General features: G+C 66.4%; 24 protein-coding genes. 7 read left to right on the top strand and 17 right to left on the bottom strand.

Features of this window, described 5'->3' with window-relative positions:
- Positions 1-157: 157 nt before the first annotated feature.
- From AC3WP6_RS03390 to AC3WP6_RS03380, 3 genes are all read right to left on the bottom strand, one after another.
- Positions 158-928, bottom strand: coding sequence for a M48 family metallopeptidase (locus AC3WP6_RS03390; RefSeq protein WP_492626388.1), 771 nt, complete (start codon positions 926-928; stop codon positions 158-160).
- Between the two features lie 166 nt (positions 929-1,094).
- The gene (locus AC3WP6_RS03385; protein WP_492626387.1) at positions 1,095-2,012 is read right to left on the bottom strand and encodes a recombination-associated protein RdgC; all 918 of its coding nucleotides are present in this window, start codon (positions 2,010-2,012) and stop codon (positions 1,095-1,097) included.
- A gap of 68 nt (positions 2,013-2,080) precedes the next feature.
- Entirely contained in the window at positions 2,081-3,283 is a 1,203-nt protein-coding gene (locus tag AC3WP6_RS03380) for an amino acid aminotransferase (protein ID WP_492626386.1), read from the bottom strand.
- A gap of 164 nt (positions 3,284-3,447) precedes the next feature.
- Between AC3WP6_RS03380 and AC3WP6_RS03375 the strand changes: the two genes are divergently transcribed.
- Entirely contained in the window at positions 3,448-3,654 is a 207-nt protein-coding gene (locus AC3WP6_RS03375) for a YdcH family protein (protein ID WP_492626385.1), read from the top strand.
- Entirely contained in the window at positions 3,651-4,253 is a 603-nt protein-coding gene (locus AC3WP6_RS03370) for a GNAT family N-acetyltransferase (protein WP_492626384.1), read from the top strand. Before AC3WP6_RS03375 ends, AC3WP6_RS03370 begins: the two co-directional genes overlap by 4 nt.
- A gap of 180 nt (positions 4,254-4,433) precedes the next feature.
- Here the strand turns inward: AC3WP6_RS03370 and tsaD are convergent, their stop codons facing one another.
- Entirely contained in the window at positions 4,434-5,459 is a 1,026-nt protein-coding gene (gene tsaD / locus AC3WP6_RS03365; protein WP_492628629.1) for a tRNA (adenosine(37)-N6)-threonylcarbamoyltransferase complex transferase subunit TsaD, read from the bottom strand.
- A 135-nt stretch (positions 5,460-5,594) separates the two neighbouring features.
- Here tsaD and rpsU point away from each other — a divergent pair, with 135 nt between their 5' ends.
- Both rpsU and AC3WP6_RS03355 read left to right on the top strand, forming a co-directional pair.
- Positions 5,595-5,810 (top strand): 30S ribosomal protein S21, encoded by a 216-nt coding sequence (gene rpsU / locus AC3WP6_RS03360; RefSeq protein ID WP_492626383.1) that lies wholly within the window; start codon positions 5,595-5,597, stop codon positions 5,808-5,810.
- A 164-nt stretch (positions 5,811-5,974) separates the two neighbouring features.
- The gene (locus AC3WP6_RS03355; RefSeq protein ID WP_492626382.1) at positions 5,975-6,421 is read left to right on the top strand and encodes a GatB/YqeY domain-containing protein; all 447 of its coding nucleotides are present in this window, start codon (positions 5,975-5,977) and stop codon (positions 6,419-6,421) included.
- Positions 6,422-6,425: 4 nt separating this feature from the next.
- Here the strand turns inward: AC3WP6_RS03355 and AC3WP6_RS03350 are convergent, their stop codons facing one another.
- Complete coding sequence (locus AC3WP6_RS03350) at positions 6,426-6,722, bottom strand: hypothetical protein (protein ID WP_492626381.1); 297 nt, start codon at positions 6,720-6,722, stop codon at positions 6,426-6,428.
- A 97-nt stretch (positions 6,723-6,819) separates the two neighbouring features.
- Here AC3WP6_RS03350 and dnaG point away from each other — a divergent pair, with 97 nt between their 5' ends.
- The gene (gene dnaG, locus AC3WP6_RS03345) at positions 6,820-8,550 is read left to right on the top strand and encodes a DNA primase (RefSeq protein ID WP_492626380.1); all 1,731 of its coding nucleotides are present in this window, start codon (positions 6,820-6,822) and stop codon (positions 8,548-8,550) included.
- 61 nt (positions 8,551-8,611) lie between these two features.
- A complete protein-coding gene (locus AC3WP6_RS03340; RefSeq protein ID WP_492626379.1) occupies positions 8,612-9,235 on the top strand; it encodes a DedA family protein in 624 nt (207 codons plus the stop codon).
- Positions 9,236-9,269: 34 nt separating this feature from the next.
- On the opposite strand, the gene AC3WP6_RS03335 is transcribed toward AC3WP6_RS03340, so the two are convergent.
- From AC3WP6_RS03335 to rpoZ, 7 genes are all read right to left on the bottom strand, one after another.
- Positions 9,270-11,723 (bottom strand): TonB-dependent receptor plug domain-containing protein, encoded by a 2,454-nt coding sequence (locus tag AC3WP6_RS03335; RefSeq protein ID WP_492626378.1) that lies wholly within the window; start codon positions 11,721-11,723, stop codon positions 9,270-9,272.
- Between the two features lie 145 nt (positions 11,724-11,868).
- Positions 11,869-14,499, bottom strand: a complete 2,631-nt coding sequence (gene mgtA, locus AC3WP6_RS03330; RefSeq protein ID WP_492626377.1) for a magnesium-translocating P-type ATPase — start codon at positions 14,497-14,499, stop codon at positions 11,869-11,871.
- Positions 14,500-15,131: 632 nt separating this feature from the next.
- Positions 15,132-17,237 (bottom strand): ATP-dependent DNA helicase RecG, encoded by a 2,106-nt coding sequence (gene recG, locus AC3WP6_RS03325; protein WP_492626376.1) that lies wholly within the window; start codon positions 17,235-17,237, stop codon positions 15,132-15,134.
- A gap of 16 nt (positions 17,238-17,253) precedes the next feature.
- The gene (locus AC3WP6_RS03320; protein WP_492626375.1) at positions 17,254-17,640 is read right to left on the bottom strand and encodes a RidA family protein; all 387 of its coding nucleotides are present in this window, start codon (positions 17,638-17,640) and stop codon (positions 17,254-17,256) included.
- Between the two features lie 75 nt (positions 17,641-17,715).
- On the bottom strand, positions 17,716-18,261 hold the full coding sequence (locus AC3WP6_RS03315) for an isochorismatase family protein (RefSeq protein WP_492626374.1): 546 nt from the start codon (positions 18,259-18,261) through the stop codon (positions 17,716-17,718).
- Positions 18,262-18,328: 67 nt separating this feature from the next.
- On the bottom strand, positions 18,329-20,488 hold the full coding sequence (locus tag AC3WP6_RS03310; RefSeq protein ID WP_492626373.1) for a RelA/SpoT family protein: 2,160 nt from the start codon (positions 20,486-20,488) through the stop codon (positions 18,329-18,331).
- Positions 20,489-20,615: 127 nt separating this feature from the next.
- The gene (rpoZ, locus tag AC3WP6_RS03305) at positions 20,616-20,906 is read right to left on the bottom strand and encodes a DNA-directed RNA polymerase subunit omega (RefSeq protein WP_492626372.1); all 291 of its coding nucleotides are present in this window, start codon (positions 20,904-20,906) and stop codon (positions 20,616-20,618) included.
- A 171-nt stretch (positions 20,907-21,077) separates the two neighbouring features.
- Between rpoZ and AC3WP6_RS03300 the strand changes: the two genes are divergently transcribed.
- Positions 21,078-21,926 (top strand): MlaA family lipoprotein, encoded by an 849-nt coding sequence (locus AC3WP6_RS03300; RefSeq protein WP_492626371.1) that lies wholly within the window; start codon positions 21,078-21,080, stop codon positions 21,924-21,926.
- Between the two features lie 28 nt (positions 21,927-21,954).
- On the opposite strand, the gene AC3WP6_RS03295 is transcribed toward AC3WP6_RS03300, so the two are convergent.
- Genes AC3WP6_RS03295 through AC3WP6_RS03275 form a run of 5 tightly spaced genes read right to left on the bottom strand, consistent with a single transcriptional unit; the run spans position 21,955 to position 25,429 of the window.
- Positions 21,955-22,257, bottom strand: a complete 303-nt coding sequence (locus AC3WP6_RS03295; protein ID WP_492626370.1) for an STAS domain-containing protein — start codon at positions 22,255-22,257, stop codon at positions 21,955-21,957.
- Positions 22,247-22,921, bottom strand: a complete 675-nt coding sequence (locus AC3WP6_RS03290; protein ID WP_492626369.1) for an MlaC/ttg2D family ABC transporter substrate-binding protein — start codon at positions 22,919-22,921, stop codon at positions 22,247-22,249. Before AC3WP6_RS03290 ends, AC3WP6_RS03295 begins: the two co-directional genes overlap by 11 nt.
- Positions 22,922-22,957: 36 nt before the next feature.
- Positions 22,958-23,806 carry an outer membrane lipid asymmetry maintenance protein MlaD gene (mlaD, locus tag AC3WP6_RS03285; protein WP_492626368.1) on the bottom strand — a complete coding sequence of 283 codons (849 nt, stop codon included), beginning with the start codon at positions 23,804-23,806 and terminating at the stop codon, positions 22,958-22,960.
- A gap of 25 nt (positions 23,807-23,831) precedes the next feature.
- The gene (gene mlaE, locus AC3WP6_RS03280; protein WP_492626367.1) at positions 23,832-24,605 is read right to left on the bottom strand and encodes a lipid asymmetry maintenance ABC transporter permease subunit MlaE; all 774 of its coding nucleotides are present in this window, start codon (positions 24,603-24,605) and stop codon (positions 23,832-23,834) included.
- Positions 24,602-25,429, bottom strand: a complete 828-nt coding sequence (locus AC3WP6_RS03275; RefSeq protein WP_492626366.1) for an ABC transporter ATP-binding protein — start codon at positions 25,427-25,429, stop codon at positions 24,602-24,604. Before AC3WP6_RS03275 ends, mlaE begins: the two co-directional genes overlap by 4 nt.
- Between the last annotated feature and the right edge of the window lie 39 nt (positions 25,430-25,468).

Below are 25,468 nucleotides of genomic sequence, written 5' to 3'. Positions count from 1 at the left end.
ATTTGGAAAAGCCGCGACTCGCGGCAATTTGGGTGAGCGCGGCTTCAGCGCATTGGACGGAGAAGGCTACGGCCTCCAGCGGCACATCCGACCACCGTCACCCGACAGCCCGCGGCCCCGCTTTTACGAACCCCCAATCCCGCATCCCAAATCCCGGCTAATCAGCCACATCGGCCACCAGTCGATCCAGCTCGGCTTTCAGCGTGGCGCCGTTCACGCGCAGCCAGTCGCGCTGTTCGTGCCATTCGGGCAACAGCGTGCCGACCTGTGCCCAGAACCGGGGTGAATGGCTGCGCACCCGCAAGTGGCACAGCTCGTGCACCAGCACATAGCGCAACGCGACCGGCGGCGCGAGGGCCAGGGCGAGATCGAGATTGATGCGGTCGCGGGTGTCCAGGCTGCCCCACAGGCTTTTCATCGGCCGCACCTTGAGCGCCGTCGGCGCCAGCCCGAGCTGCGGCACGTAATGCGCCAGCCAGCGCGCGACGTCGCGCCGGATCAATGCTTCAAAATGCGATGCGAGCAGGCCGTGCGCCACCGGCAGCGCGCGCGTGTGCGGACGCGGCAGCACCAGGGTGATCCCGCCGGCATGCGCATCGACCTTGGGGTAGGCACCGTCGGCCCAGTCCAGCGTGGCTGGCTCGCCGCGCAGCGGCAGCGTGGTGGCGTGCCCCACGCGCAGCGGTGCCAGCGGCCTCACGACCAGGTTCAGCTCGTCGAGTTTTTGTTCGAGCCAGTCGGCGTGATGGCGCAGGAAAGCCGTGACCTGTGCCGGGTGGGTGCCACTCGGGTAACTCACCCGCGCGCCCTTCGGCGTCACCGTCAGACGCAGGCGACGCGCACGCGGATGGGCAAACTTGAGCACGCGGATGACGTGGCCGTCCGCGGTCGAGAGTTCCAGCCAATCGCCTTCAAGATGCTGCGCCATGTCTGCATTCACCGTGCCGGAGCCACCCGCCAATGGGCGCACCCGGACACGCGGAATGTGAGGGGAACCGGCGACAGGCGCAAGAGCCGTCGGTCAATAGCTACTTTTCTCCTTTTCGTTCAACTAGTTACGTCGAAGCAACCGGTATGCCGCCCGGCCCCACGTCTCAGCCTTCACCGGGACGCGGCAGGCCGAACCACGCTTCGAGCTTGCCCAGCAGGCGTTCGAGCTCGAGCGTGAGCAGAGCGAAACTCGCGTCCGCCTCGGCAGCGGCATCCTCGAAGCTGTCGCCCAGCTCGTCGGTCACGGCATCGAGAAACTTGAGCTTGCGCACGACCAGATCCTCGCCCAACACGAAGCTGATGCGCTCGTCGTAGACCAGCCCCAACTGGAACACCTGCTTGCCATTGCGCAGGTGCTCCTTCACCTCGTCGGCATCGAGATCCTGCCGGCGACATTTGGCGATGGCGCCGGTGGCAGTAGCCGGATCGCGCAACTCGCATTCGTCGCCCAGCGTGAGCCCGGCAGGCAGCGTGCCGTTGGCGAGCCAATCGGTCATCAGCACGCGCGGGCCTTCCTCCGGCGCCAGCGGCACGGCGGGAAAGCTGCCGAGCGCTTCGCGGATCTGGGTGAGCGCGTTTTCCGCCGACTTGCGGCTGGCGGTGTCCAGCACCAGCCAGCCATTCTTGGTATCCACATAGGCCGACAGCCGCGAGCTGCGCACGAAGGCGCGCGGCAAAAGCTCGGTCAGGAGATCCTCCTTCAGCCGCTTGCGCTCGCGCCCGCCGACCTTGCGCCCTTCGTCCTCGGCGATCTTGCGCACCTTGCGCTGCAGCTCCTCGTTCACCACCGCAGCCGGCAGGAGCTTGTCCTCGCCGCCCACCGTGACCCAAGTGCAGTGCTTGACCACGTGCGTCATCGCGGCATCGTCCCCGCGCCCCACCGGCGGCACGAAACCCTGGGTGGCCATTTCCAACGGGCCGCAGGCACGCAGGCGATGCTCGCCCACCGCTTCGTCGAGGCGTTTCAGGTCATCGGCCACGGCGGGGGAAAAACGGAACAACGTGAGATTGCGAAAAAACATGGCATGCCCTTAAAGAGGCGAAGGCCGCCTCGATGGCGGCCTTCGTTGACAACAAGCAAACGGAAGGATCAACGACAGACGGCGGCAATCGCCTTGGTCACGTAATCGATATTGCCGGTGTTGAGCGCGGCGACGCAAATGCGCCCGCTGGTCAGCGCGTAGATCGCGTACTCGTCGCGCAGGCGCTCGACCTGCGCCTTGGACAGGCCGGAATACGAGAACATGCCGGTCTGGCGGTTGATGAACGAGAAGTCCGGTGCGCCGAGCGCGGCAAGCTTGGAAACCATCGCCGCGCGCATCGTGTGGATGCGCTCGCGCATCTCCGCCAGCTCCTGCTGCCACTGCGCGTGCAGCTCGGGGCTGCCGAGCACGCCCGCCACCAACTTGCCGCCATGCGTGGCCGGGCTGGAGTAGTTCGCGCGGATCGTGGTTTTCATCCGCGACAAAAGCCGCGCGGCCTCTTCGCGATCGACTCCGACGCAGCTGAGCGCCCCCACGCGCTCGCCGTACAGCGAGAACGACTTGGAGTACGAGTTGGCGACGATGAACGCCGGGATGCCGGAGTCGGCCAGCAGGCGCACCGCCGTCGCGTCCTGGTCGGCATCCTTGTCGAAGCCCTGGTAGGCCATGTCGACAAACGGCAGCAACTTGCGGTCCTTCAGCACCGCCACCACCTGCTGCCACTGCTCGTCACTGGGATCGACCCCGGTCGGGTTGTGGCAGCACGCATGCAGCAGCACCACGGTGCCGGGTTCGAGCTGGCCCAAGTCGGCAAGCATGCCGGCAAAATCCAGCCCATGGCTGGCATCGTCGTAATAGCGGTAATCCGTGAGCACAAAACCGGCGGCCTTGAACACTGCGCGGTGGTTGCCCCAGGTGGGGTTGCTCACCGCGAGCTTGGCCTTGTCGCCCAGCACCTGCTTGAGCAAATCGGCACCGACGCGCAACGCGCCGCTGCCGCCAATGGTCTGCACCGTCGCCACCCGGCCGGCCGCAAGCGCCGCCGAATCGGCACCGAACACCAGCTTCTGCGTCTCGGTGTTGTAGGCCGGCAAGCCGCTGATCGGCAGGTAGCTGCGCGGCGCGTTTTCGCGCACCAGGTTTTCTTCGACCCGACGTACCGCTGCCAGCACCGGCACCTTGCCGGCGTCGTTCACGTAGATGCCGACGCCGAGGTTCACTTTCTCCGGGCGCTTGTCCGCGAGGTAGGTTTCGGTCAGGCCGAGGATCGGATCGCCCGGCGCCATTTCGAGAGTTGCAAAGATGGACACGATTTCCCTCGCTAGGGGTGCACTTGGAAGTATGGACGTCCGTCACAGCGGACGCGTCATGATCGCAGATTCCGCACTGCAACAAAACAGGCGGCAGGAAGCATGCGTGCCCTCATTGTAGCGGCGGGCACTACACTACCGGCTTCCCCGAGCGAACCGCCGCCATGCAGATCCAGGACCAAGCCGAAACCGTCCAGCTGCTTGCCGAGATGCGACAGGAACACCGTGATCTCGACGCCGCGATCAAGCAGCTTTCCGGTGTGCTGGGGCGGGACGAGCTGCAGTTGACCCGTCTCAAGAAGCGCAAATTGCTGTTGAAAGACAATATTGCGCGACTTGAAAGCAAGCTCATCCCGGATCTTGACGCATGAATGCCCCCACGGTTTCGCCTGTCACCCTGCAAAACGAATACGTCACGCTTGAACCCCTGACACTCGACCACGCCGCCGATCTCGAAGCCGCGGCGGCTGTTGGCGAGTTGTGGAACCTCACCGTCACCCGCATTCCCGGCCCGGGCGAAGCGCGCGCGTACATCGAAGAAGCGCTCAAGGGCCAGGCCGAGGGCCGCATGCTGCCGTTTGCGGTGCGCGAAGCCAGTACCGGCAAGATCGTCGGCTGCACGCGCTATTACGAGATCGAACCAGCGCTGCCGCGGCTGGCCATCGGCTACACCTGGTACGCAAAAAAGTGGCAGCACACCCACCTCAATACCGCCTGCAAGCAGCTCCTCCTGGAGCACGCCTTCGACACGCTCAAGTGCGTGGCCGTCGCCTTCCACGCTGACGAAAACAACGAACCATCGCTGCGCGCGATCGAGCACATCGGCGCCCAGCGTGAAGGCGTGCTGCGCGCGCACAAGCGCCGCCGTGACGGCAGCCTGCGCAACACCGTGTGTTTCAGCATCCTCGCCGAAGACTGGCCGAACGTGGAAAACTGGCTGGCGATGCGGGTCAACAAGCTCGCACCGTGATGGTCGTGCCGCCGGGGACGTGGCGGCGACAGAAACCACGAAAACGGATGGTTGCGGCAGTTCGTGTGCCGGTTCGCCGGCTCACCGCGGTTCCATGGAACTGCAAGTCAGCCCGCAACCCGACCACGACGACGCAACCACGGCCGCCTGCGTTTCCATTCCACCGCCCACACCGCTGGCTCACGCCGCCGGCGGCAGCTCCTCGAGATTCCAGCGCGGGCGCACCTGCACCGATTCGCCCTGGTGCTGGCCGTGCGCGAGACGGATGGCGCCGGCCAGCGCGATCATGGCGCCGTTGTCGGTGCAGAACGCCAACCGTGGGAAATACGTGCGGAACCCGTCCTTTTCGCCGGCCGCGGCCAGCTCGGCACGCAGCCGTCGGTTGGCGCCGACCCCGCCGGCGATCACCAGCTTGTCGGTACCGGTCGCCGTCAAGGCCCGGCGGCACTTGATGAGCAAGGTGTCGACGATGGCCTCTTCAAACCCACGTGCAATGTCGGCGCGCGTCTGCTCGCCCTGATCCGAATGCTGCCAGGCCAGCAGCACCTGGGTCTTGAGCCCGGAGAAACTGAAATCCAGCCCTGGCCGGTCGGTCATCGGCCGCGAGAAACGGAAGGCACCGTGGGTACCCTGCTCGGCCAGCTTGGCCAGCGCCGGGCCACCGGGGTACGGCAGCCCCATCAGCTTGGCCGTCTTGTCGAACGCCTCGCCGGCGGCGTCGTCCAGGGTATCGCCCAGAATGCGGTATTGGCCGATCTTTTTCACCTCGACCAGCAGTGAATGCCCGCCGGACACCAGCAGCGCGACGAACGGCGGCTTGGGCGGATCGGCTTCCAGCAACGGGGCGAGCAGATGCCCTTCCATGTGGTGCACGGCCAGCGCCGGCACTCCCAGCCCCCACGCCAGCGCGCGTCCGGCCGCGGCACCGACCAGCAACGCACCCACCAGGCCAGGGCCGGCGGTGTACGCCACGCCGCCGAGGTCGGACGCCTTGAGCCCCGCCTGCGCCAAGGCTTCACGCACCAGCGGCAACAGCTTGCGCACGTGGTCGCGGCTGGCCAGTTCGGGCACCACGCCACCGTAATTGGCATGCAGCTTGATCTGGCTGTACAGCACGTGGGCCAGCAGACCTTCACCGGGCGCATCCGGCACCCAGCGCAGGATGGCTACCCCGGTTTCGTCGCACGAGGACTCGATTCCCAGCACCGGTTTGTCGATCACCGGACCCGCGGCGTTCTTCACGCCGTGCTGCTTTGAAAGTTCGCTGTCAGGCACGGTATACTTCGCGGCTCGCCGCATTCCTCGACCCTGAAAGCGGCCAGCTTATCACTCGGAGTATTCATGCCCAACGTCAAAGTCCGCGAGAACGAACCGTTCGAGGTGGCCCTGCGCCGCTTCAAGCGCACCTGCGAAAAGGCCGGCATCCTGGCCGAAACGCGCAAGCGCGAGTTCTACGAAAAGCCGACCCAGGAACGCAAGCGCAAGCGCGCTGCCGCCGTCAAACGCCACCTGCGCCGTCTGTCGCGCGACGTGACGCGCAAGACCCGGCTGTACTGAGTCACCCTCCGTCTCGTCGTTGGCGCTTGCGCCCCCGGGACGGATGTGGTTGGTGCGGTTTCCGCAGCCGCCGCAAACACTCCGAGTCGACCAACCGGTGCTGCCGCAAGGTGCCACCGGTTTTGTCGTTTGCGTAAAATCATCGAATCCCGCGAGGACACGCCATGACGCTCAAGCAGCAGCTTACCGAGGACATGAAAACCGCGATGCGCGGCGGCGACAAGCAGCGGCTCGGCGTGATCCGGCTGGTGCTGGCCGCACTCAAACAGCGCGAGGTGGATGAGCGCATCGTGCTCGACGACGCGCAAATCATCGCCGTGATGGAGAAAATGCTTAAACAGCGCCGCGATTCCATCACCCAGTACGACGCCGCAAAACGCAGCGACCTGGCCGACGCCGAACGCGCCGAAATGGTGGTGATCGAAGCCTACCTGCCCAAGCAGCTCGATGCCGCCGAGCTCGATGCGATCATTGCCACCGCCATTGCCGCCACCGGCGCCAGCAGCATGCGCGACATGGGCAAGGTGATGGCCGCGGTCAAGGAGCACGCCGCCGGCCGCGCCGACATGGCCAAGGTCTCGGCGCAGATCAAGGCGAAGCTCGCGGGTTGAGCGCTCAGCGCCAGCGCAGCGACCACGCGAAAAGCCAGATCAGCAGCACGCCCGCCAGCGCCGCCAATGCCCATGCCATGCGGCGCCGGTACAGACGCCGCCAGCTTGCGCGGTCGAAAAACCAGCGCCCGGACGCCGGGCTGCGCAGTACGCCGTGGCTCGCCAGTTGCTGCCACGCGATGCCAATGCGCAGGCCAAGTTCCTCGGCGCTGCGGGTGTGCAGGGCATCGAGCGCACCAGCGTCGGCGAACACCCGCGCAATGGTGCGCTGTTTCAACATCAGCAACGTGGTGAACAGCATCGCGGCATCCCGGCATGGCCAGCCCCCGCAGCTTGCGGGCGCGGCCACTGCGGCGCAAGAGCGCCGCACCACGGCGACCGCCTAGAATGCAGACCTCATGCGCGGACTGATCCCCGACAGCTTCATCGACGACCTGCTTGCCCGCGTCGACATCGTCGACGTGATCGAACGCCGGGTGCCGTTGAAAAAGGCCGGGCGCGAGTGGACGGCCTGCTGCCCGTTCCACGACGAGCGCACGCCCTCGTTCACGGTCAGCCCGACCAAGCAGTTTTTCCACTGCTTCGGCTGCGGCGCGCACGGCAGCGCGATCAAGTTTCTGATGGATTACGAGCGGCTCGAGTTTCCCGACGCCGTCGAGGAGCTGGCGCAATCCGTCGGCCTCACCGTGCCGCGCGAAAACCGCGGCGGCGAGCGCCCGCGCGAAGACAAGACCGACCTCTACGCGCTGCTCGATGCCTGCGCACAGTGGTTCCAGGATCAATTGCCGACCAGCCCCGAGGCGCAGGCGTACTGCAAGCAGCGCGGATTGGACGCCGCCATCATGGCCAATTTCCGCATCGGCTGGGCGCCGGCCGGGTACGACGGCCTGATCAAGGCGCTGGGCAACACGCCGCGGCGGATGGAATTGCTGGCCGAGGCCGGGATGGTTTCCAGCGGCGAGCGCGGCGGCAAGTACGACCGCTTCCGCGAACGGCTGATGTTTCCGATTCTTGACCGCCGCGGCCGCGTGATCGCCTTCGGTGGGCGGGTGATTGGCGCCGACCAGGGGCCGAAATACCTCAACTCGCCGGAGACGCCGCTGTTCCACAAGGGTCGCGAGTTGTTTGCGCTGTGGCAGGTGAAACAGGCCAACCCCAAGCTCGCGCGCATCGTGGTGGTCGAGGGCTACATGGACGTCGCCGCACTGCACCAGGCGGGGCTGCCGATTGCGGTGGCAACGCTCGGCACCGCGACCACGTCGGAACACGCCGAACGGCTGTTTCGCAGCGCCAACGACGTGGTGTTCTGCTTCGATGGCGACCGCGCCGGGCGTGCCGCGGCCTGGAAGGCGCTGGATGCTGCGTTGCCCTGCCTGCGCGACGGCCGGCAAGCGTATTTCCTGTTTCTGCCCGACCCGGAAGACCCCGATTCACTGGTGCGCAAGGAGGGCAAGGACGGCTTTCTTGCGCGTCTGAACGCCGCCACGCCGCTGTCCGAGTATTTCTTTGAGCACCTCGCGCAAGATGTGGATACCGCCAGCCTCGACGGTCGCGCACGACTGGCCGAGCATGCGCGCCCGCTGATTGCAAAGCTGCCCGACGGCGCGTTCCGCGACCTCATGGCCGATGAGCTGGAGAAGCGCACCGGCGCCCGCGCCATTCTCGCGCCCAGCGCACCACGCGGCGCGCCCCGCCACACCAACGCCCAGCGTTCGCTGGTCCGCAGCGCCATTGCCCTGCTGCTGGCACAGCCGGGCATGGCCGATCGGGTCGACAAGCCCTACCGCTTCCTGCGCCTGGACAAGCCGGGCGTCGCACTGCTCGCCGAGCTGATGGATGTGGCGCGCAGCCGCCCCGGCATCAACGCGGCGATGCTGGTCGAACACTTTGCCGAGCGCAGTGAATACGCCGCGTTGCAAAAGCTGATGGTGACCGCGGTGATCGGCACACCCGAGGCACAACGCATCGAGTTTCTGGAGGCGCTGACGCGCATGGACGAGCAGGCCACGGCGCTGCGCCGCGAAGCCTTGCTCACGAAGATGCGCGCGGCACCGCTCGACGACGCCGAAAAAGCCGAACTGCGCGATCTGCTGGCGGCGCGTGTGCGACCGACTGCCACACCGGACTGAATCGCCATGTGCCACCAGCCGAATATGGGATCATGCGGACTTGCGTGCGACTGGGGCGCCGATGGAACTGCTTGACCGACTGATCACGATTTTTGCCGAGAACGGCTATGTCGCAGTGTGGCTCGCGCTGCTCGTCTGCGGCCTCGGTCTGCCGTTGCCGGAAGACGTGACGCTGGTGGCTGGCGGCGTGATCTCCGGGCTGGGCTACGCCAACGTGCACACCATGTTCATGCTGTGCATGGTCGGTGTCCTGCTGGGCGACGCCACCATGTTCATGATCGGCCGCCGTTTCGGCAAACGCATGCTCAAGTGGCGCTGGGTCGCCCGCATCGTCACCCCGCACCGCTACCACATGGTGCGGCGCAAGTTTGCCCGCTACGGCAACCGCGTGTTGTTCGTGGCGCGCTTCCTGCCCGGCATGCGCACCACGATCTACATCACCGCCGGCACCACGCGCAAAGTTTCGCTGCTGCGCTTTGTGCTGATCGACGCGCTCGCTGCCGCCATCAGCGTGCCGATCTGGGTGTATCTGGGCTATTTCGGCGCCAACAACCACGAGTGGCTGGCGAAATGGCTGCAACGCGGCCAAAACGGCTTGTGGTTGATCGTGGCCGCCGCCACGCTTGGCATCGGCTGGGCCTGGTGGCGCAGCTACCGGCGGCGCCAGCTGAACCGCGAGGAGTGATGGCGGCCGGCAGCGCACTGCCGGCCGCGTAGCGTCAGAACTTGTACGACAGACGCGCAAACCATGCCGCGCCGTTCAGGCCGAACTGCACCGCCTCGTACCAGAAGCCGTTGTCGGTTTCGTTCGGATCCTGCCGGGTCGGGTATTTGCCAAACACGTTGTGGCCACCCACCGTGAGTTTCATCGCCGGCGTGAAATGGTAAGTGACGCCGACGTCGGCCGAGGTCTTGTCGGCGTAGTGCGCGTTCGGCACCGGCGGGCCGGAGAACGTGCCCAGCGTCATCGGGCCGAAGTAGATGAACTTGACGTCGGTATCCCACTTGCCCAGCGCGTAGTTGAAGCCGAGCACCGCCTTCTCGCGCGGGGCACCGTTGGTGATGAACAACGCGTCGCGCTCGCCCAGGAGTGAATCCTCGCGCCCCGCCAGCGACGGCGGCGTATGCACCTTCTGGATCGTCGTCTCGGTGTGGTTGAAGGAAAGGAAACTGTCGAGCCGACCGGCGCCGAGCGTGGTGTGGTAGTCGGCGGTGAGGTCGAAGCCCTGGGTGCGGGTATCCACCGAGTTCACGAAGAACTGCGCCTCGCCGATGTTCTGCGCCGCCAGCACGCTGCCGATGTTCGGATCGCTGGTGTCGAACGTGCCGCTGAGCACGATGCGGTGCTTGATGTCGATGCGGTAGCCGTCCACGGTGATCGACAGGTTGTCGAGCGGAGTCCAGGTAAACCCGAGCGTGGCGCTGCGCGACTTCTCCTGCTTGAGCGGCGGGATCCCGGCGGCATTCGCCAGCGGGCTGCCGTTCGGCGCGATCACCACGTTGGTCTGCACCCCGCTCACGAAATCGCTGAACGTGGAGGAAAAGTAGCGCTGCTGCAGGGACGGCGCCCGGAAGCCGGTGCTCACCGACCCGCGCAGGAGGAAATTCCCGTTGACGTGGAACGCGCCGGAGAGCTTGCCGATGGTGGTGGAGCCGAAGTCGCTGTAGTCCTCGTGGCGGATCGCCTGATCGGTCATGAAGCGATCGGTCCAGTCGGTTTCGACATCGACATACAGCGCCCAGCTGTGGCGGCTCTTGTTGGTCGCATCGCTGGGCTGGAAGCCGGGAAAACCCTGGCTGCCGGCGTTGCCGCCGCCGGGGCCGTCGGCGTCGATCCACGAGCCGACCGAGCCCGGGTAGATCTTGTACTGCTCGCGCCGGAACTCGCCGCCAAACGCGACGTTCACCCCGGACATCCAGCCGTCGAACAGCTTGGTGGCGTCAAAGTTGGTCGTGTCCTGGCCAAACGAAAAACCGCCCGCGCCAAACACGTTGGGACTCACGCCGGCGCCACCCAGTTCAAGATCGAGGTTGGCCATCGACGCGTTCAGCGTGTGCCGGATGGTGTCCATCAGGCGGTTGTAGCCAAGCGTCTGCGACGCGTCGAAGCGCCAGTCGCGCCACATCCACCAGATGCCGGCGGTAGCGTGGCGATCCTGGATGTACGGGTTGATGTACGGCACGAAGCCATCCGGATACATCGCTGCCGAGTTGCGCGCCGGGATGTCGTCCGAGCCAATGCCTCCGCGGGCGAACGCCGCCGACGACACGGCGCGGTTCTGGATGCCGCCGTCGAAATACACATGCGCATCGCTGGCGATCGGCACGTCGCCGTTCAAATAGAAGGTGTTCTCGTGTACCGAAGCGTCGCCAATGGTACGCAGCGGATCGAGCGCCGCCGAGGTGCGGTTCGAGCGGCCGCGATCCTGGTGCTGCACGGTCATCGCGATGACGCCGTCGTTGCCGGTGGCAAAGCCGCAGTAGGCCGAGGCGAGGTAATCCTGGCCATCGCCCTGGGTGTACTGGTTGTAGCCCGCCACCGCCTCGCAGCCCTTGCTGCGCTTGAGCACGACGTTGACCACCCCGGCGATCGCATCCGAGCCGTACTGCGCCGCCGCGCCGTCGCGCAGCACCTGCACTTGGTCCACGGCAAGCAACGGGATGGTATTGAGGTCGGTGCCCGAATCGCCGCGGTTGCGCGCGCCGAACAGGTTGACCAGCGCCATCTGGTGCAGCCGTTTGCCATTCACCAGCACCAGGGTTTGATCCGAGCCCAGCCCGCGCAGCGCCGGGGTGTCCTCCGAATCGGCGTTGTCGGAGCCGGTCTGGTAGCCGGATACCAGCGACGGCACCTTGTAGCTCAAGGTTTCGGTCAGCCCTTGCTGGGCCCCCTGCGTGGCTGCGTTGTTCATCGGCAGCACGTCGACCGGTACCGGCGAGTCGGTATAGGAAACCTGCCCCGTGCGGCGGGTGCCAACCACCGTCACCTCTTGCAGGTTGGTGGCTTTCACGTTGCCTTTTTGCGCCTGGCCGGTACTCGGCGTGGCTGATTGCGGCGCATCCGCGTCGCCCCCCGCAGCCGGCATCGCGCTGGCTATCCCGGTGCCAAACAATCCCGTCAACCCGCAGCTGGCCAGTGCCAGCGCGGTCATGCGCATGCGCCGAATATCCACGGACTCTCCCCAGTGAGCCAAACGTGGGCGCACGCTACCACGCCATGTTTGTCCATCGCCAGCAGACATTCGTCAAAGTTTGCGCGGACCGCGGACGCGGAGGGCGCCGACGCCGGCAACTACCGCATCGCGCGGGTTCCGGCACCTACAGCCAGCGGCCGTAGCGGCGCATGTAGAGCATCTTCACCAATTGCGTCAGCACGCAGTAGGTCAGGACGGTGGCCGCAATCCAGGCGAAAAACGCCGGCGGCAGCGGCAGCATGCCGAGTTTGGCGCCAATGTCGAGATAGGGAATGGCGATGCCGATGGCGATGATCGCGGTGGTGAGCCCCAGCACCGGCGCCGCCGCCGCGCTCTGCAGGAACGGAATGCGGCGCGTGCGGATCATGTGCACGATCAAGGTTTGCGTGAGCAGGCTTTCGACGAACCAGCCCGACTGGAACAGCGCCTGATGCGTGCTCGAATTGGCGTCGAACACGTGCCACATCAGCCAGAACGTGGTGATGTCGAAAATCGAGCTGACCGGCCCGATCCACACCATGAAACGGCCGATGTCGCTGGCATCCCACTTGCGCGGCTTGCGCAGGTAATCGTCGTCCATGCGGTCGAACGGAATCGACAGCTGCGAAATGTCGTAGAGCAGGTTCAACACCAGGATCTGCAGCGGCAGCATCGGCAAGAACGGCAGGAACGCGCTCGCCACCAGCACGCTGAACATGTTGCCGAAGTTCGAGCTGGCGGTCATCTTGATGTACTTGATGATGTTGCCGAAGGTGACCCGCCCTTCCAGTACGCCCTCCTCCAGCACCATCAGGTTTTTTTCCAGCAGGATGATGTCCGCCGATTCCTTGGCGATGTCGGTGGCGGTGTCCACCGAGATGCCGACGTCGGCGTCGTGCAGCGCGGGCGCGTCGTTGATGCCGTCGCCAAGGAAACCCACGGTGTGGCCCTGGCGCTGCAGCGATTTCACCACCGCGGCCTTTTGCAGCGGCGACATCTTGGCGAACACGACAGTGCGTGCGACCAGCGCATCGAGCGCGTCGGCGTCGAGCGCTTCGACATCCCGGCCCTGCACCGAATGGGTGACATCCAGCCCCACCTCGCGGCAGATCTTGCGCGTCACCGCCTCGTTGTCGCCGGTGATGACCTTGACCGTCACGCCATGCTGGTGCAGCGCCGCGATCGCGGTGGCAGCGGAGTCCTTCGGCGGGTCGAGGAACGCGAGACAGCCCACCGCGGTGAGCCCGGCTTCGTCCGCCACGCTCCACGCGCGCTCACTGGCGGGCGCACGCCGCACCGCCACTACCAGCACGCGCAAGCCGTCCTCATTCAAACGGTGCGTCATCGCGCGGATGTCGCGGCGGCGCTCGTCGGTCAGCGGCGCCACCTCGTCACCCACCTGCGCGAAGCTGCAGATCGCCAGCATCTCCTCGACCGCGCCCTTGCAGATCAGGAGATGCTCGCGCTCGTCGCGCGCCACCACCACCGACATGCGTCGGCGTTGGAAATCGAACGGAATCTCGTCCACCACGCGGTATTGCGCCGCGACCGGTTCGAGATCGCGGTGGGTGAGCACCGCCTTGTCCATCAGGTTCCTGAGGCCGGTCTGGAATCGGCTGTTCAAGTAGCCGTATTCGAGTGCGTCCTCGGACTCTTCGCCGTTCAAGTCCAGGTGCCGCTCGAGCACGATCCGGTCCAGCGTGAGCGTGCCGGTCTTGTCGGTGCACAGCACGTCCATCGCGCCGAAGTTCTGGATCGCGTTGAGCCGTTTCACCACCACCTTGCGCTTGGACATCGCCAACGCGCCCTTCGCCAGGTTCGCGGTAACGATCAGCGGCAGCATCTCCGGCGTGAGGCCGACCGCCACCGACAGCGCAAACAGGAACGCCTGCATCCAGTCGCCCTTGTCCAGCCCGTTGACCAGGAACACGATCGGCACCATCACCGCCATGAAGCGGATCAGGAGCCAGCTCACCGAATTCACGCCGCGGTCGAAGCTGGTTTGCACCGCCTGCCCGGTCATGCTGTGCGCCAGCGAGCCGAGGTAGCTGCGCCCGCCGGTCGCCACCACCACCGCGGTCGCCGCGCCCGACACCACGTTGGTGCCCATGTAGCAGATCGTCGGCAGGTCGAGCGGCGCTGCCGCCGTGGCCCCGGCGGCATGCGTCGGCGCCACTTTTTCCACCGGCAACGACTCGCCGGTGAGGATCGCCTGGCTGACGAACAGATCCTTCGCGGTCAGCAGGCGCAGGTCGGCCGGCACCATGTCACCGGCCCCCAGGTGCACGATGTCGCCGGCCACCAGCTCACCCACCGGCACTTCGATCTGCTCGCTGTGGCCGTCCGAGGCACGACGCGTCACCGTGGCGGTGTTGCGCACCATCGCCTTGAGCTTTTCCGCCGCGCGCGAGGAGCGGTACTCCTGCGCAAAGCTCAGCAGCACACTGATGCCGACCATCACCGCAATGATGATCGGCCCGGTCAGATCACTGCGATCGGTGGCCAGTTGCACACCGGCCAGCACCAGCAGCACCACGATGAACGGGTTCTTGAACGCCCGCAGCAACTGCAGCGACCAGTGCGGCGGTTTCTCATGCGCAACCTCGTTGGCGCCGTCGCGATGCAGGCGTTCGTTGATGCGCGCCTCGTCAAGGCCTCGCACCGAGGTGTCGAGCGCGCGCAACAGCTCGTCGCCGGCGCGGAACGCATCGTCCGCCGCAGGCACATGCGCGGGTGCCACGACTTTCTCGGTTATGCGGGAAAAAGGCTTGTTCATGCAACGCCACCGCGGCTCTTGCTGCCGGCGTCGCGGCAGCGCGCGCCAGTCGGCGCGACCATTGGACGAAAGAAACGATCAAAAGGCGGCAGTCGCCATGCCGGCGGCTGCCACGCGCGGTCACCTGCGCGCTGGCGATGGCCAGTCGCGGCGCCTTACCGCCATCACGCGGCGCGCGCCGACGCGTGCGGCAACGAACCAGTCGCAGCAACGGGGGCCGCCGGGGCTGCGCTCGCCCCCAGGGCAGCGCCCGTAAGCGGCGCCGGCACGGTCACGACAAACTCGCGTACGCGGGCATCACGCTGCGCACCGAACGGGCCGCGGGAGGCCCGCAGACGAAAAACATCGCGAAGGAGCTTCATGGCTCATCTCCAAAACAAGGCGCACAGCGCCGTTGGAGAGAGCCGGCGTTTCCTAGTCCAGGAAAAGACCGGCCGACCGCTGGCGGCTGCCGCAGGCAATCAGCTTGTGATGCAGTGCCGACACCCGAAGCAAGCAGGTGCCGACGTTGCGACTAGGGTAAACGTCCATATGCCTTGAGAAGTCAGGACAGGATGTCACTGCGGACGGCGTCCGCAGGACGCGCGTATTGTGCTGGCCGAGGCCGCGCGCGTCAACGACTGGAAACTGAATCAGGCGCGTGCAAAGCGCGCCGCGCCGCCCACCCAGCGCGCCATGAGCAGGTCGGCCTGATGCGGGTAGTCGGCCAACAGGCGTTCACCGACGCGCTGCACGGCGGGCAGCAGGTGGGCGTCGCGGGTGAGGTCGGCGATGCGGAAGCTGAGCTGGCCGGTCTGGCGGGTGCCGAGCACCTCGCCGGGGCCGCGCAGCTCGAGATCCTTCTCCGCAATGCGGAAGCCGTCGCTGGTTTCGCGCATTACCGCCAGCCGTTCGCGCGCGAGCTGGCCGAGCGGCGGCTGGTAGAGCAGCACGCAATTGGAGGCAATCGCGCCGCGCCCCACGCGTCCGCGCAACTGATGCAACTGCGCCAGGCCCAGGCGCTCGCTGTTTTCGATCACCATCAGGCTGGCGTTGGGCACGTCGACGCCAACCTCGATCACGGTGGTGGCAACCAGCACGGCAATCTCGCCAGCCTGGAACGCGTCCATCACCGCCTGCTTTTCCTTCGGCTTCAGCCGCCCGTGGATCAACCCGACGCGACAATCCGGCAACGCGGCGGCAAGTTCCGCATACGCGACTTCGGCCGCCTGCGCACGCAGCTGCTCGGACTCCTCGATCAGCGTGCACACCCAGTACGCCTGCCGGCCCTCGCCGCAGGCGACGCGGATGCGCTCGATCACCTCGACCCGGCGTGCATTGGACACCGCCACCGTCTGCACCGGCGTGCGCCCGGGCGGCAGCTCGTCGATCACCGACACGTCGAGATCGGCATACGCGCTCATCGCCAGCGTGCGCGGGATCGGGGTGGCGGTGAGCACCAGCTGATGCGGCACGCTGCCGTGCGCACGGTCGGCGCCCTTGTCGTGCAGGGCAAGCCGCTGCTGCACGCCGAAACGATGCTGCTCGTCGACGATCACCAAGCCGAGCCGCGTGAACGCCACGCCTTCCTGCATCAGCGCGTGGGTGCCGATGGTGATCGGTGCGCCGTCCGCAACCCGGCGCATTGCCGCCTGACGCGCCTTGCCCTGCTGCTTGCCGGCCAGCCATTCGACCGCTACATCGAGCGACGCGAGCCAGTGGCGAAAATTGCGCAGATGCTGCTCGGCAAGCAGTTCGGTCGGCGCCATCAGCGCCACCTGCCAGCCGGCCTCGACCGCAGCCAGCGCGGCCAGTGCCGCGACGATGGTCTTGCCCGAGCCCACGTCGCCCTGCACCAGCCGCAGCATCGGGTGTGGACGCGCCAGATCCGCGCACACTTCGGCGTCCACCCGCCGCTGCGCCGCGGTCAGCGCGAAGGGCAGGCCCGCAAGCAGGCGGGCGCGTAGCGCGCCGTCACTGGCAAACGCCGGCGCCTGCCGTCGCTGCACCGCGGCGCGCATGCGCTTCAGGCTCAGGTGCTGGCTCAGCAACTCCTCAAAAGCGAGCCGCTGCTGTGCCGGATGCCGGCCTTGCAGCAGCAGGTCGAGTCGTGCATCCGGTGGCGGGCGATGCACCGTGAGCAGGGCCTCGCGCAGCGAGGCGAGGCCGAGCGGTTCGCACAAGGCGGCAGGGATCAGCTCGAGCTCCGTTTCATCCGGCAGCAGCGCCAGCGCCTTCGCAATCACGCCGGCCAGGCGTTTCTGGCCGAGGCCCTCGGTAGTCGGATATACCGGACTCAGCCGGTCCTCGACTACCACCGTTTCGCCGGCGCCGATGCGCCGATACTGCGGGTGCACCATCTCGAAACCGAGCGCCGCATGGCGCACTTCGCCGAAACACAAAAGCCGCGCGCCGACCGCCAACTGCTCCGCCTGCGCGCGATTGAAGTGGAAAAAACGCAGCTGCAGGCTGTGTCCGGTGTCGTCGCCGATCGCCACCCTGAGCTGCGGGCGATAGCGGAAGCCTTTTTCCACCGCCTCCACCACACCGACCACCTGCGCATCTTGGCCAACACGCAGGTCGGACAGCGCGGTGATGCGGGTGCGATCCTCATAGCGCAGCGGCAGGTGGAACCACAAATCCTGCACGTGGTCCAGGCCCAGCTTGTGCAGCAGCGCCTGCAGCGCAGGGCCGACGCCGGGCAGCGTCGACACCGCCTGGAGGCCGGCACCACCGAGTGCGGGCGCACCATCGCTCATCGCCCGCGACGACGAATCAGCCCAGCACCATGATCGCGTCCACTTCCACCTTGACGCCCTTCGGCAAGGCCGACACCTCAATGGTGGAACGCGCCGGGTACGGCGCCTTGAAGTACTCGGCCATCACCGCGTTGACCGCAGCGAAGTTTGCCAGGTCGGTGACATAGATGCCCACGCGTACGAACTGCGCAAACGAGCCGCCGGCTTCCTTTGCCACCGCGGCCAGGTTGTCGAACACCCGCCGCGCCTGCGCCGTGATGTCGCCCTCGACCACCGCGCCAGTGGCCGGATCAAGCGGGATCTGCCCGGAGAAATACACGGTATCGCCCGCGCGCACGGCCTGCGAATACGGGCCGATCGCGGCCGGTGCGTTGCTGGTGGTGATGATCTGGTGGGACGACATGGGGAAACCTCGCGGCCGCGTAAAAGTCCAAGTGTAAACGAGTGGTGCAAGACGGCCACAGTCCGTCGCTGGCAGTTACAGCTTCAATGCCACCGTGTCGTGCGTGGCCAGTTCCACTTCTACGCCCGGACGACGCAGGCTGCCCAGCGTGCGGTGGGTGTGCGCGATGATCTGCCTCGCATCGATGGTGACGCCTGCGAAGCAGGCGTCCTCGGTGGTATGCGCGTCGGCCACCAGCGCGATGGCATATCCTTCGACCGCCGCGCGCTGCAAGGTGGCACCGACGCAGTAATCGCTTTGCGCACCGGCGCAGACCAGCCGCCCCACGCCCCGCGCATCGAGCTCGGCCCGCAGCGTGGTACCGGCAAACGCGTCACTGAACGACTTGCCCACCACCGGCTCGTCCGGCCGCGGCGCCAGTCCCGGCGCGAGTTGCCAGGCCGGGCTGCCGTGCGGCAAGTCCGCATCCACATGCTGCACCCAGATCACCGGCACGCTGCCGGCGCGGGCGCGTTCCACCAGCGCGGCCACCCGCCGGGTCACGCCGGCGGCGTCGAGACAGGTTTCCAGCACGCCGACCTGCATGTCGATCACCAGCACGGCGGTAGCGGACGTGGACATTGCCATTTCTCCCTGGGGACGATTCAGTGCAGCCGGGCGATTTGCGCACCGGCACAGGCCGCGGGCTCTACAACGGGTAGCGGTAGACACCGCTCACCACGCCGGTGCGGCGCACGCGGCGAATGACGTCGGCGAGGTGCTTGCGGTTTTTCACTTCGATCGCAAACAGCAGCGTGGCGGCGGCGACATCGCGCTCGGCGTATTCGACGTTCTCGATGTTGGAGTCGGCAGCGGCGATCGCGGCGGCGATGGTCGCCAGCACGCCGGGGCGGTTGATGACCTCCACCCGCAGCTCGGCGCGGTAGTCGCCCTGCACGTCGCGATCCCAGCCGATGGCTACGCAGCGCTCGGGCGACTTGCGCAGCTCCACCACGTTCGGGCACTCCTCGCGGTGCACGACGATGCCCTTGCCCGGCGAGAGGTAACCGATGATCGCGTCGCCCGGCACCGGGTGGCAGCAGTTGGCAAAACTCAGCACCCCGCGCTCGGCGCCGGTGATGCGGATCTTTTCGCGCACCAGCGGTGCGCCCGGCGCGGATTCGTCCGGGCGGCCGTCGCGCAGCGCGAGCAGGTGGCCGGCGACGACGTCCGACATGCGGTTGCCGAGCGCAATGTCGGCCAGCAGTTCTTCCAGCCGCTTGAGCCGCGCTTCGACCAGGAATTGGTCGACCACCGCGGCCGGGATTGCCTCGATGCTGCTGCCGCGCGCGTCGAGCGCGCGGTCGAGCATGCGGTGGCCGAAATCCACCGCGTCCTCGTGCTGCATGTGCTTTAGGTGCTGGCGAATCGCGGTACGCGCCTTGCCGGTGACCACGGCTTCCAGCCAGGCCGGGTTCGGCACCGCGGACGGCGCGGTGATGATCTCCACCAGTTCGCCCGATGCCAGCCGCGCGCGCAGCGGCACCAGTTTCTTGTCGACCCGCGCGGCCACCGCGTGGTCGCCAACATCGGTGTGCACCGCATAGGCAAAGTCGAGCGCCGTGGCATTGCGCGGCAGCGCGAGGATGTCGCCGCGCGGGGTAAACACGTACACCTCGTCGGGAAACAGGTCGATCTTGACGTTTTCGATGAACTCGCGCGAGGACGGCGTGTTGACCTGGCTGTCGGCGAGCGAGGCGAGCCATTCGCGCGCGCGCGCCTGCGCACTGTTTGCCGGCGCCGAATCGGTCTTGTAGGCCCAGTGCGCAGCCACGCCGCTGACCGCGACGCGATCCATCTCGTCGGTGCGGATCTGCACCTCGATTGGCGCGCCGAACGGCCCGAGCAGCACGGTGTGCAGCGACTGGTAACCGTTGGCCTTGGGAATCGCGATGAAATCCTTGAACCGGCGGTCGACCGGCTTGTACAGGCTATGCACCATGCCCAGCGCCATGTAGCACTGCATGGCGGTGTCGACCACCACGCGAAAACCGTAGACGTCCATCAGCTGGGCGAAGCTCTTGTGCTCGCTGCGCATCTTGGAATAGATGCTCCACGGCGACTTGATGCGCCCCACCACGTGCGCGCCGAGCTGCTCGGCCGCAAGCCGCGCAGACAGCGCCGTCTCGATCTTCGCCATCGCCTCGCGACGGTTGCCAAGCGCAGCGCGGATGCGCTCGCTGATGACGCGATACCGGTCGGGGTAGAGTGCGCGAAAGCCGAGATCCTGCAGCTCCGCCTTGACCTTGTTCATGCCCAGGCGCTGCGCGATCGGGGCGTAGATCTCCAGCGTTTCGCGCGCAATGCGCCGGCGCGAATCGTGCTCCTTGGCGCCCAGCGTGCGCATGTTGTGCAGCCGGTCCGCCAGCTTGATGAGAATCACGCGCAGGTCGCGCGCCATCGCCAGCAGCATCTTGCGGAAGCTTTCCGCATCGGCCTCCTGGCGGGTACCGAAGCGCATCTTGTCGAGCTTGGTAACGCCGTCGACCAGCTCGGCCACGGTCTCGCCGAACTCGCCGATCAGCTCGGCGCGGGTCAGTGCCGTGTCTTCGAGCGTGTCGTGCAGGATCGCCGCGACAATGGTCTCGACGTCCATGTGCATTTCCGCAAGCACGCCGGCCACGGCCACCGGATGGGTGATGTAGGGCTCGCCGCTCCTGCGCGTTTGCCCGGTATGCGCCTGCGCCGCCATGCGGTATGCACCCAGCACCTTCTCAAGCTGCGCGGGTGGCAGGTAGTCGAGCTTGGTTCGCAGCAACTGCACGTAAGGCGGCAGTGCGTTGGCAACTGGCGGGCGGGTGGCACTCATGAGGGGACATGTTGGCCGAAACCGACGCGCCGCAACAGTCCGCCGGATAAACACCGGCTGCCGGACTTCGCGACGCGCACGAGGCCAGAGCCGGTGCGCGGTGGCGAAGGCCTGCAGCCAACCTGCATCAGTCGTCGCCGACCTTGGACAAGTCGTCGTCGACTTCGGCCGCAGCCCACTCCAGCGCCTCACGCTCGGCACGCTCGCGCTCGGCCTTGTCGATCTCGTCAATGGTGGCCTGGTCGATGCGGCGACCGGCGATCTCGCGCAGCGCGAGCACCGTTGGCTTGTCGTTGTCGGGGTTGACCGCCGGCTCGGCGCCCTTGGCCAGCTGCCGCGCGCGCTTGGTCGCCATCAACACCAGCTCGAAGCGGCTGCCGACGACCTCGAGGCAATCTTCCACCGTAATGCGTGCCATACCAAACCCTTGAAGAATAGAAACTTATGTGAGTCGCACAGTGTAGGGCAGCGTGCGTTCACGTGGCAAACGCGTACCATGCGCAGCTCGCTGCTTCATCAGCCGGCACGCGCGCGCGATAGAAAACCAGGCAGTACACTATTGAATCCCACCTCATATTGGTGCGAGTCCATGTTGACGCGTCCACTGCCCTTCCTGTTCACGCCGCGGCACTGGTTGGCGGCACTGGTGTTGCTGTTCCTGGCCGGCTGCGCCATCGCGCCACCGCGCACTGACGACCCGCTGCAAAACGTCAACCGCAAGGTGTACGCGTTCAACGACAGGCTGGACAAGGCCGTGCTGCGGCCAGCCGCGGTGACTTACCGCGCCATCACCAACCCACCGGTGCGGCGTTCGGTCAACAACTTTTTCACCAACATCCAGATGCCGGTGACGGTGGCCAACGACCTGTTGCAGGCACGACCGGCCGATGCACTGGGCGGTACCGGGCGGTTTCTCATCAACCTGACGATCGGCGTCGGCGGCATCTTCGACCCGGCCACGCGCATGGGCTTGCCGCTCAAGACCACCGATTTCGGCATCACGCTGGCACGCTGGGGCGCCCCGGAAGGCGATTTCCTGATGCTGCCGCTGCTCGGCCCAAGCTCGATGCGCGACGTCTGGCACTACCCGGTCGACGGTTATTTCTTCGACCCGCTCAGCATCATCGCGCGGACGCATTACTTCAGCTACGGGCAGTATTACCTCCCGCAGGTGCTGTTCGTCATCTCGGTGCGCTCGCAGTTGATCGACGCGGAAAGTTATCTCGAAACCGCGTACGACCCCTATGCGTTCATGCGCGACGCATGGCGGCAACGTCGTCTGTACAAGCTGTATGACGGCAACCCGCCGGCGGACGTGATCGAAAAGATGCAGGGTGTGGATCAGCCTGGCTTTGACCCGGACGAGCTGCTCGAGCAGCAGCGCCAGTGGGAACAAAAGCACGCCAAATCGGCAACCGGAGCCGCGTCCGGGCACTGACGGCCGGCCCGGATTCAGCCTGCCTGGCTCACCCCAGCAGGGTGTCGACGCCGCTGACCTGTGCCAACGTGCGCAGGCCGGTGGGAACGTGTTCCAGGGTCAGCTCGCGCCCTTGCACGCGCGCCTCGGCGAGCACCGCAAGCAGGCAGGCCATGCCGGCACTGTCACAGGTTTCAACGGCGGCCAGGTCGAGCGTGTGCCGTGTGCCGTCGCGCAAGCCGGCGCGCAACGCCGCGAGCGCGGCGGTGGCGGTCGCAAAACCGAGCGTGCCGGACACGCGCAGCGTGTCCGGTTCGCAGGCCGTCACGGCAAAGGCAGGCTCAGCCGCCATGGGCCTTGCTGTCCTGCTCCATCGACTTCAGCGCCTGGTCACCCTGCGTCTGCAGGTTCTTGATGAGCTGATCCAAGCCAACCTTGCGGACCTCGGCGTCCACCTGATTGCGGTAGTTGGTGATGTAGGAAATGCCTTCGATCACCACGTCATACGCCTTCCACTCGCCACTGGCGGTCCGGCGGAAGGCGAAATCGACCGATACCGTCTTGCCATCGCCGGTGGCGACCTGGGTACGCACGACGCTGCGCTTGGGATTGAGATCCCCGGCGTACGGCAGCACCTTGACCGCGCCGGAGGTGTACTTGAGCAGGCCTTCGGCGTAGCGGTGGGTGATCGAATCGTAGAACGCCTTGGCGAACGCGGAGCGCTGCTCCGGCGTGGCGGCACGGGCGTGCTGGCCGAGCACCAGGATGGCGGCGTAGTCGACATCGAAATGCGGCTGGAACACCCGGTTGATCGTGCCGATCAGCTTTTCGCGATTCTGCTGCAGCTCGGCCTTGTGGCCGGCCACGGCCGCGTCAAGCTCGTGCGCGATGTCCTGCACCACCTGTTCCGGCGTCTGCGCCGCGGCCGGTTGCGCCGCGGCCGGCTGCGCCAGCACCGGCGCAGCGGCAACCCCGCCGAGCACCACGGCCATCGCAAAAGTCAGTTGACGAATCATGCGTTGAATCCTCGCAATACGTGAGCGACGGGCAACTCACTTGCCCGCCGGGGCAGCCTTCTTGCCGGCGTTGTCCGAGCCGTTGACCAGGAACTTCCCGATCAGGTCCTCGAGCTGCATCGCCGACTGGGTGAGGATCATCTCGTCACCGTTCTTCAACATGTCGGGCGAGCCGCCGGGCTGGATCGCAACGTACTGGCTGCCGATCAAACCGCTGGTGAACACCGCGGCAGCGGAGTCGTCCGGAATCTGGTTGTAGCGGTTGTCGATCGCCAGCGTCACCACCGCGTCGAGCTTGGTCGGCTCGGCCACCACGGACAGCACGCGGCCGATCGGCACGCCGGCCATCTTCACCGAGGCGCCCGCCGACAGCGCGCCAACGTTGCTGAAATGCGCCGTGACCTGGTAGGTGCCGCCGATCGCGTCGGCGGCGCCGCCGGCGCCGAAGAACTTGCCGAGCATTTCTTCCAGCGGCTGGCTCGAACGCGTCAGGCCGAACTGGCCACCGGCGGCAACGTACTGCTTGGCATGGCCGTATTCGATGCCGACGTACTGGTCGCCGAGCAGGCCGCTGGTGAACACCGTGGCCACCGAGTCGGCGGGGATCTTGTCGTAGCGCTGGTCGATCGCGAGCTTGACGTCGGCCACCGCGGTGCCCGGCACCAGGCCGATCGACTCGACCTGCCCCACGCGCACGCCGGCAACCTTGACCGGCGCCCGCTCCTTCAACTGGCCGATGTTCTCGAACTTGGCGTCGACGGTGTAGGTCGCGCCGGTGTGGCGGTTCGCGATGGAACTGGTCTGCGTGGCGAGATACGCCAACGCGGCAAACCCCAGCACGATGAACAGGCCGGTGCCGACGGCATAGGATTTTCTCTGGCTCACGGCAGCATCCTCGAAATCGGGGCAGTCACATCAGGAAGGCGGTCAGCACGAAGTCGAGCGCGAGAATGGCGATCGACGAGGCGACGACGGTACGGGTGGTGGCATAGGCGACGCCTTCGCTGGTGGGCGGTGCGGTGAAGCCCTGGAACACCGCGATCAGCGCCACCACCGCACCAAACACGAAGCTTTTCCATACCACGCCGTTGATGATGTCCTGCCATACGTCGACGGTGGCCGTCATGTTCGACCAGAACGTGCCATTGTCGATGCCCAGCCAGTTCACGCCGACCAGATGCCCGCCAAAAATGCCCAGCGCGCAGAACACGCTGGACAGGAGCGGCATCGCGATCAACCCGGCAAGAAACCGTGGCGCCACCACGTAGGCCAGCGGATCGACCGCCATGAGTTCCATCGCGGCGATCTGGTCGGTGGCGCGCATCAGGCCGATCTCGGCGGTGATCGCGGTGCCCGCACGGCCGGCAAACAACAGCGCGGTGACCACTGGGCCAAGCTCGCGGTAGATCGAAATGGCGACCACGGTGCCGGTGGCCGCCGTGCCGCCGAAAATCGACAGCACGTGGTAAAGCTGCAGTGCCAGCACCATACCGACGAACAACCCGCAGGTCATGATGATGGTGAGGCTCATCGCGCCGACGAACCACAACTGGCGCACGGTTTCGCGCGCATAGCGCGTGCTGCGCGGCAGCGCGGCGAGGATCTTCAGCAAAAACAGGCCGCAATCGCCAATTTGCGCCAGCGAGCGCACCACGACGTTGTCCGGGCTCATGCGTGCGCTCATGGCGAACCCTCGGGAAAGCCCAACGCCTGCGCGTAATCGCCGGCTGGATACTGGAACGGCACGGGACCGTCGGCCTCGCCGCCGAAGAATTGCCGCGTCCACGGCGAGCCGTCGTGGGCGATGCCCTGCGGATCACCTTGCGCCACGATCTTGCCGTTGGCGATGAGGCAGATGCGGTCGGCGACGCGCTGGATCGCGGACAGCTCGTGCGCTACCAGCACGCTGGTGATGCCGAGCGTCTGGTTCAACGTGCGGATGACCTTGAGCACCTGGTTCAGCGCGATCGGATCGAGTCCCACGAACGGCTCGTCGTACAGGATGAGCATCGGGTCGAACACGATCGCGCGCGCCAGCGCGATGCGCCGCGCCATGCCGCCGGACAGCTCGCTGGGCATCAGCCCGGCAGCGCCGCGCAGGCCGACCGCCTGCAGCTTGGTCAGCACCACGTTGCGGATCAGCACCTCCGGCAATTGCGTGTGCCGGCGCAGCGGGAACGCCACGTTCTCGAACACATCGAAATCGGTCAGCAGGGCCGAGTTCTGGAACAGGTAACCGACCTTTTCGCGCAGCGCGTACAACGCCTCGCGCGACATGTCCGGCACGTTCTCGCCGTTCACCTCGATGCTCCCGGCATCACCGCGCATCTGCCCGGTGATGTGCTTGAGCAAGGTGGTCTTGCCGGTGCCGCTCGGGCCCATGATGGCAGTGATCTTGCCGCGCTGGATGTCGAGATCGAGCGCGTCGAACACCTTCTTGCGGCCCAGCACCGTGGTCAGGCCGCGGATGCGGATCAGCACGTCGTCAATGGGTGCGGACGGGTTCATGAATCGCCTACGTTAGCGGAGCACGCAACGGGCGCCAAG

The organism is Rhodanobacter sp. FW106-HT46G03 (assembly GCF_058789895.1).
The sequence above is the reverse complement of the archived record's forward strand: the minus strand, read 5'-3'. Positions and strand labels throughout refer to the sequence as shown.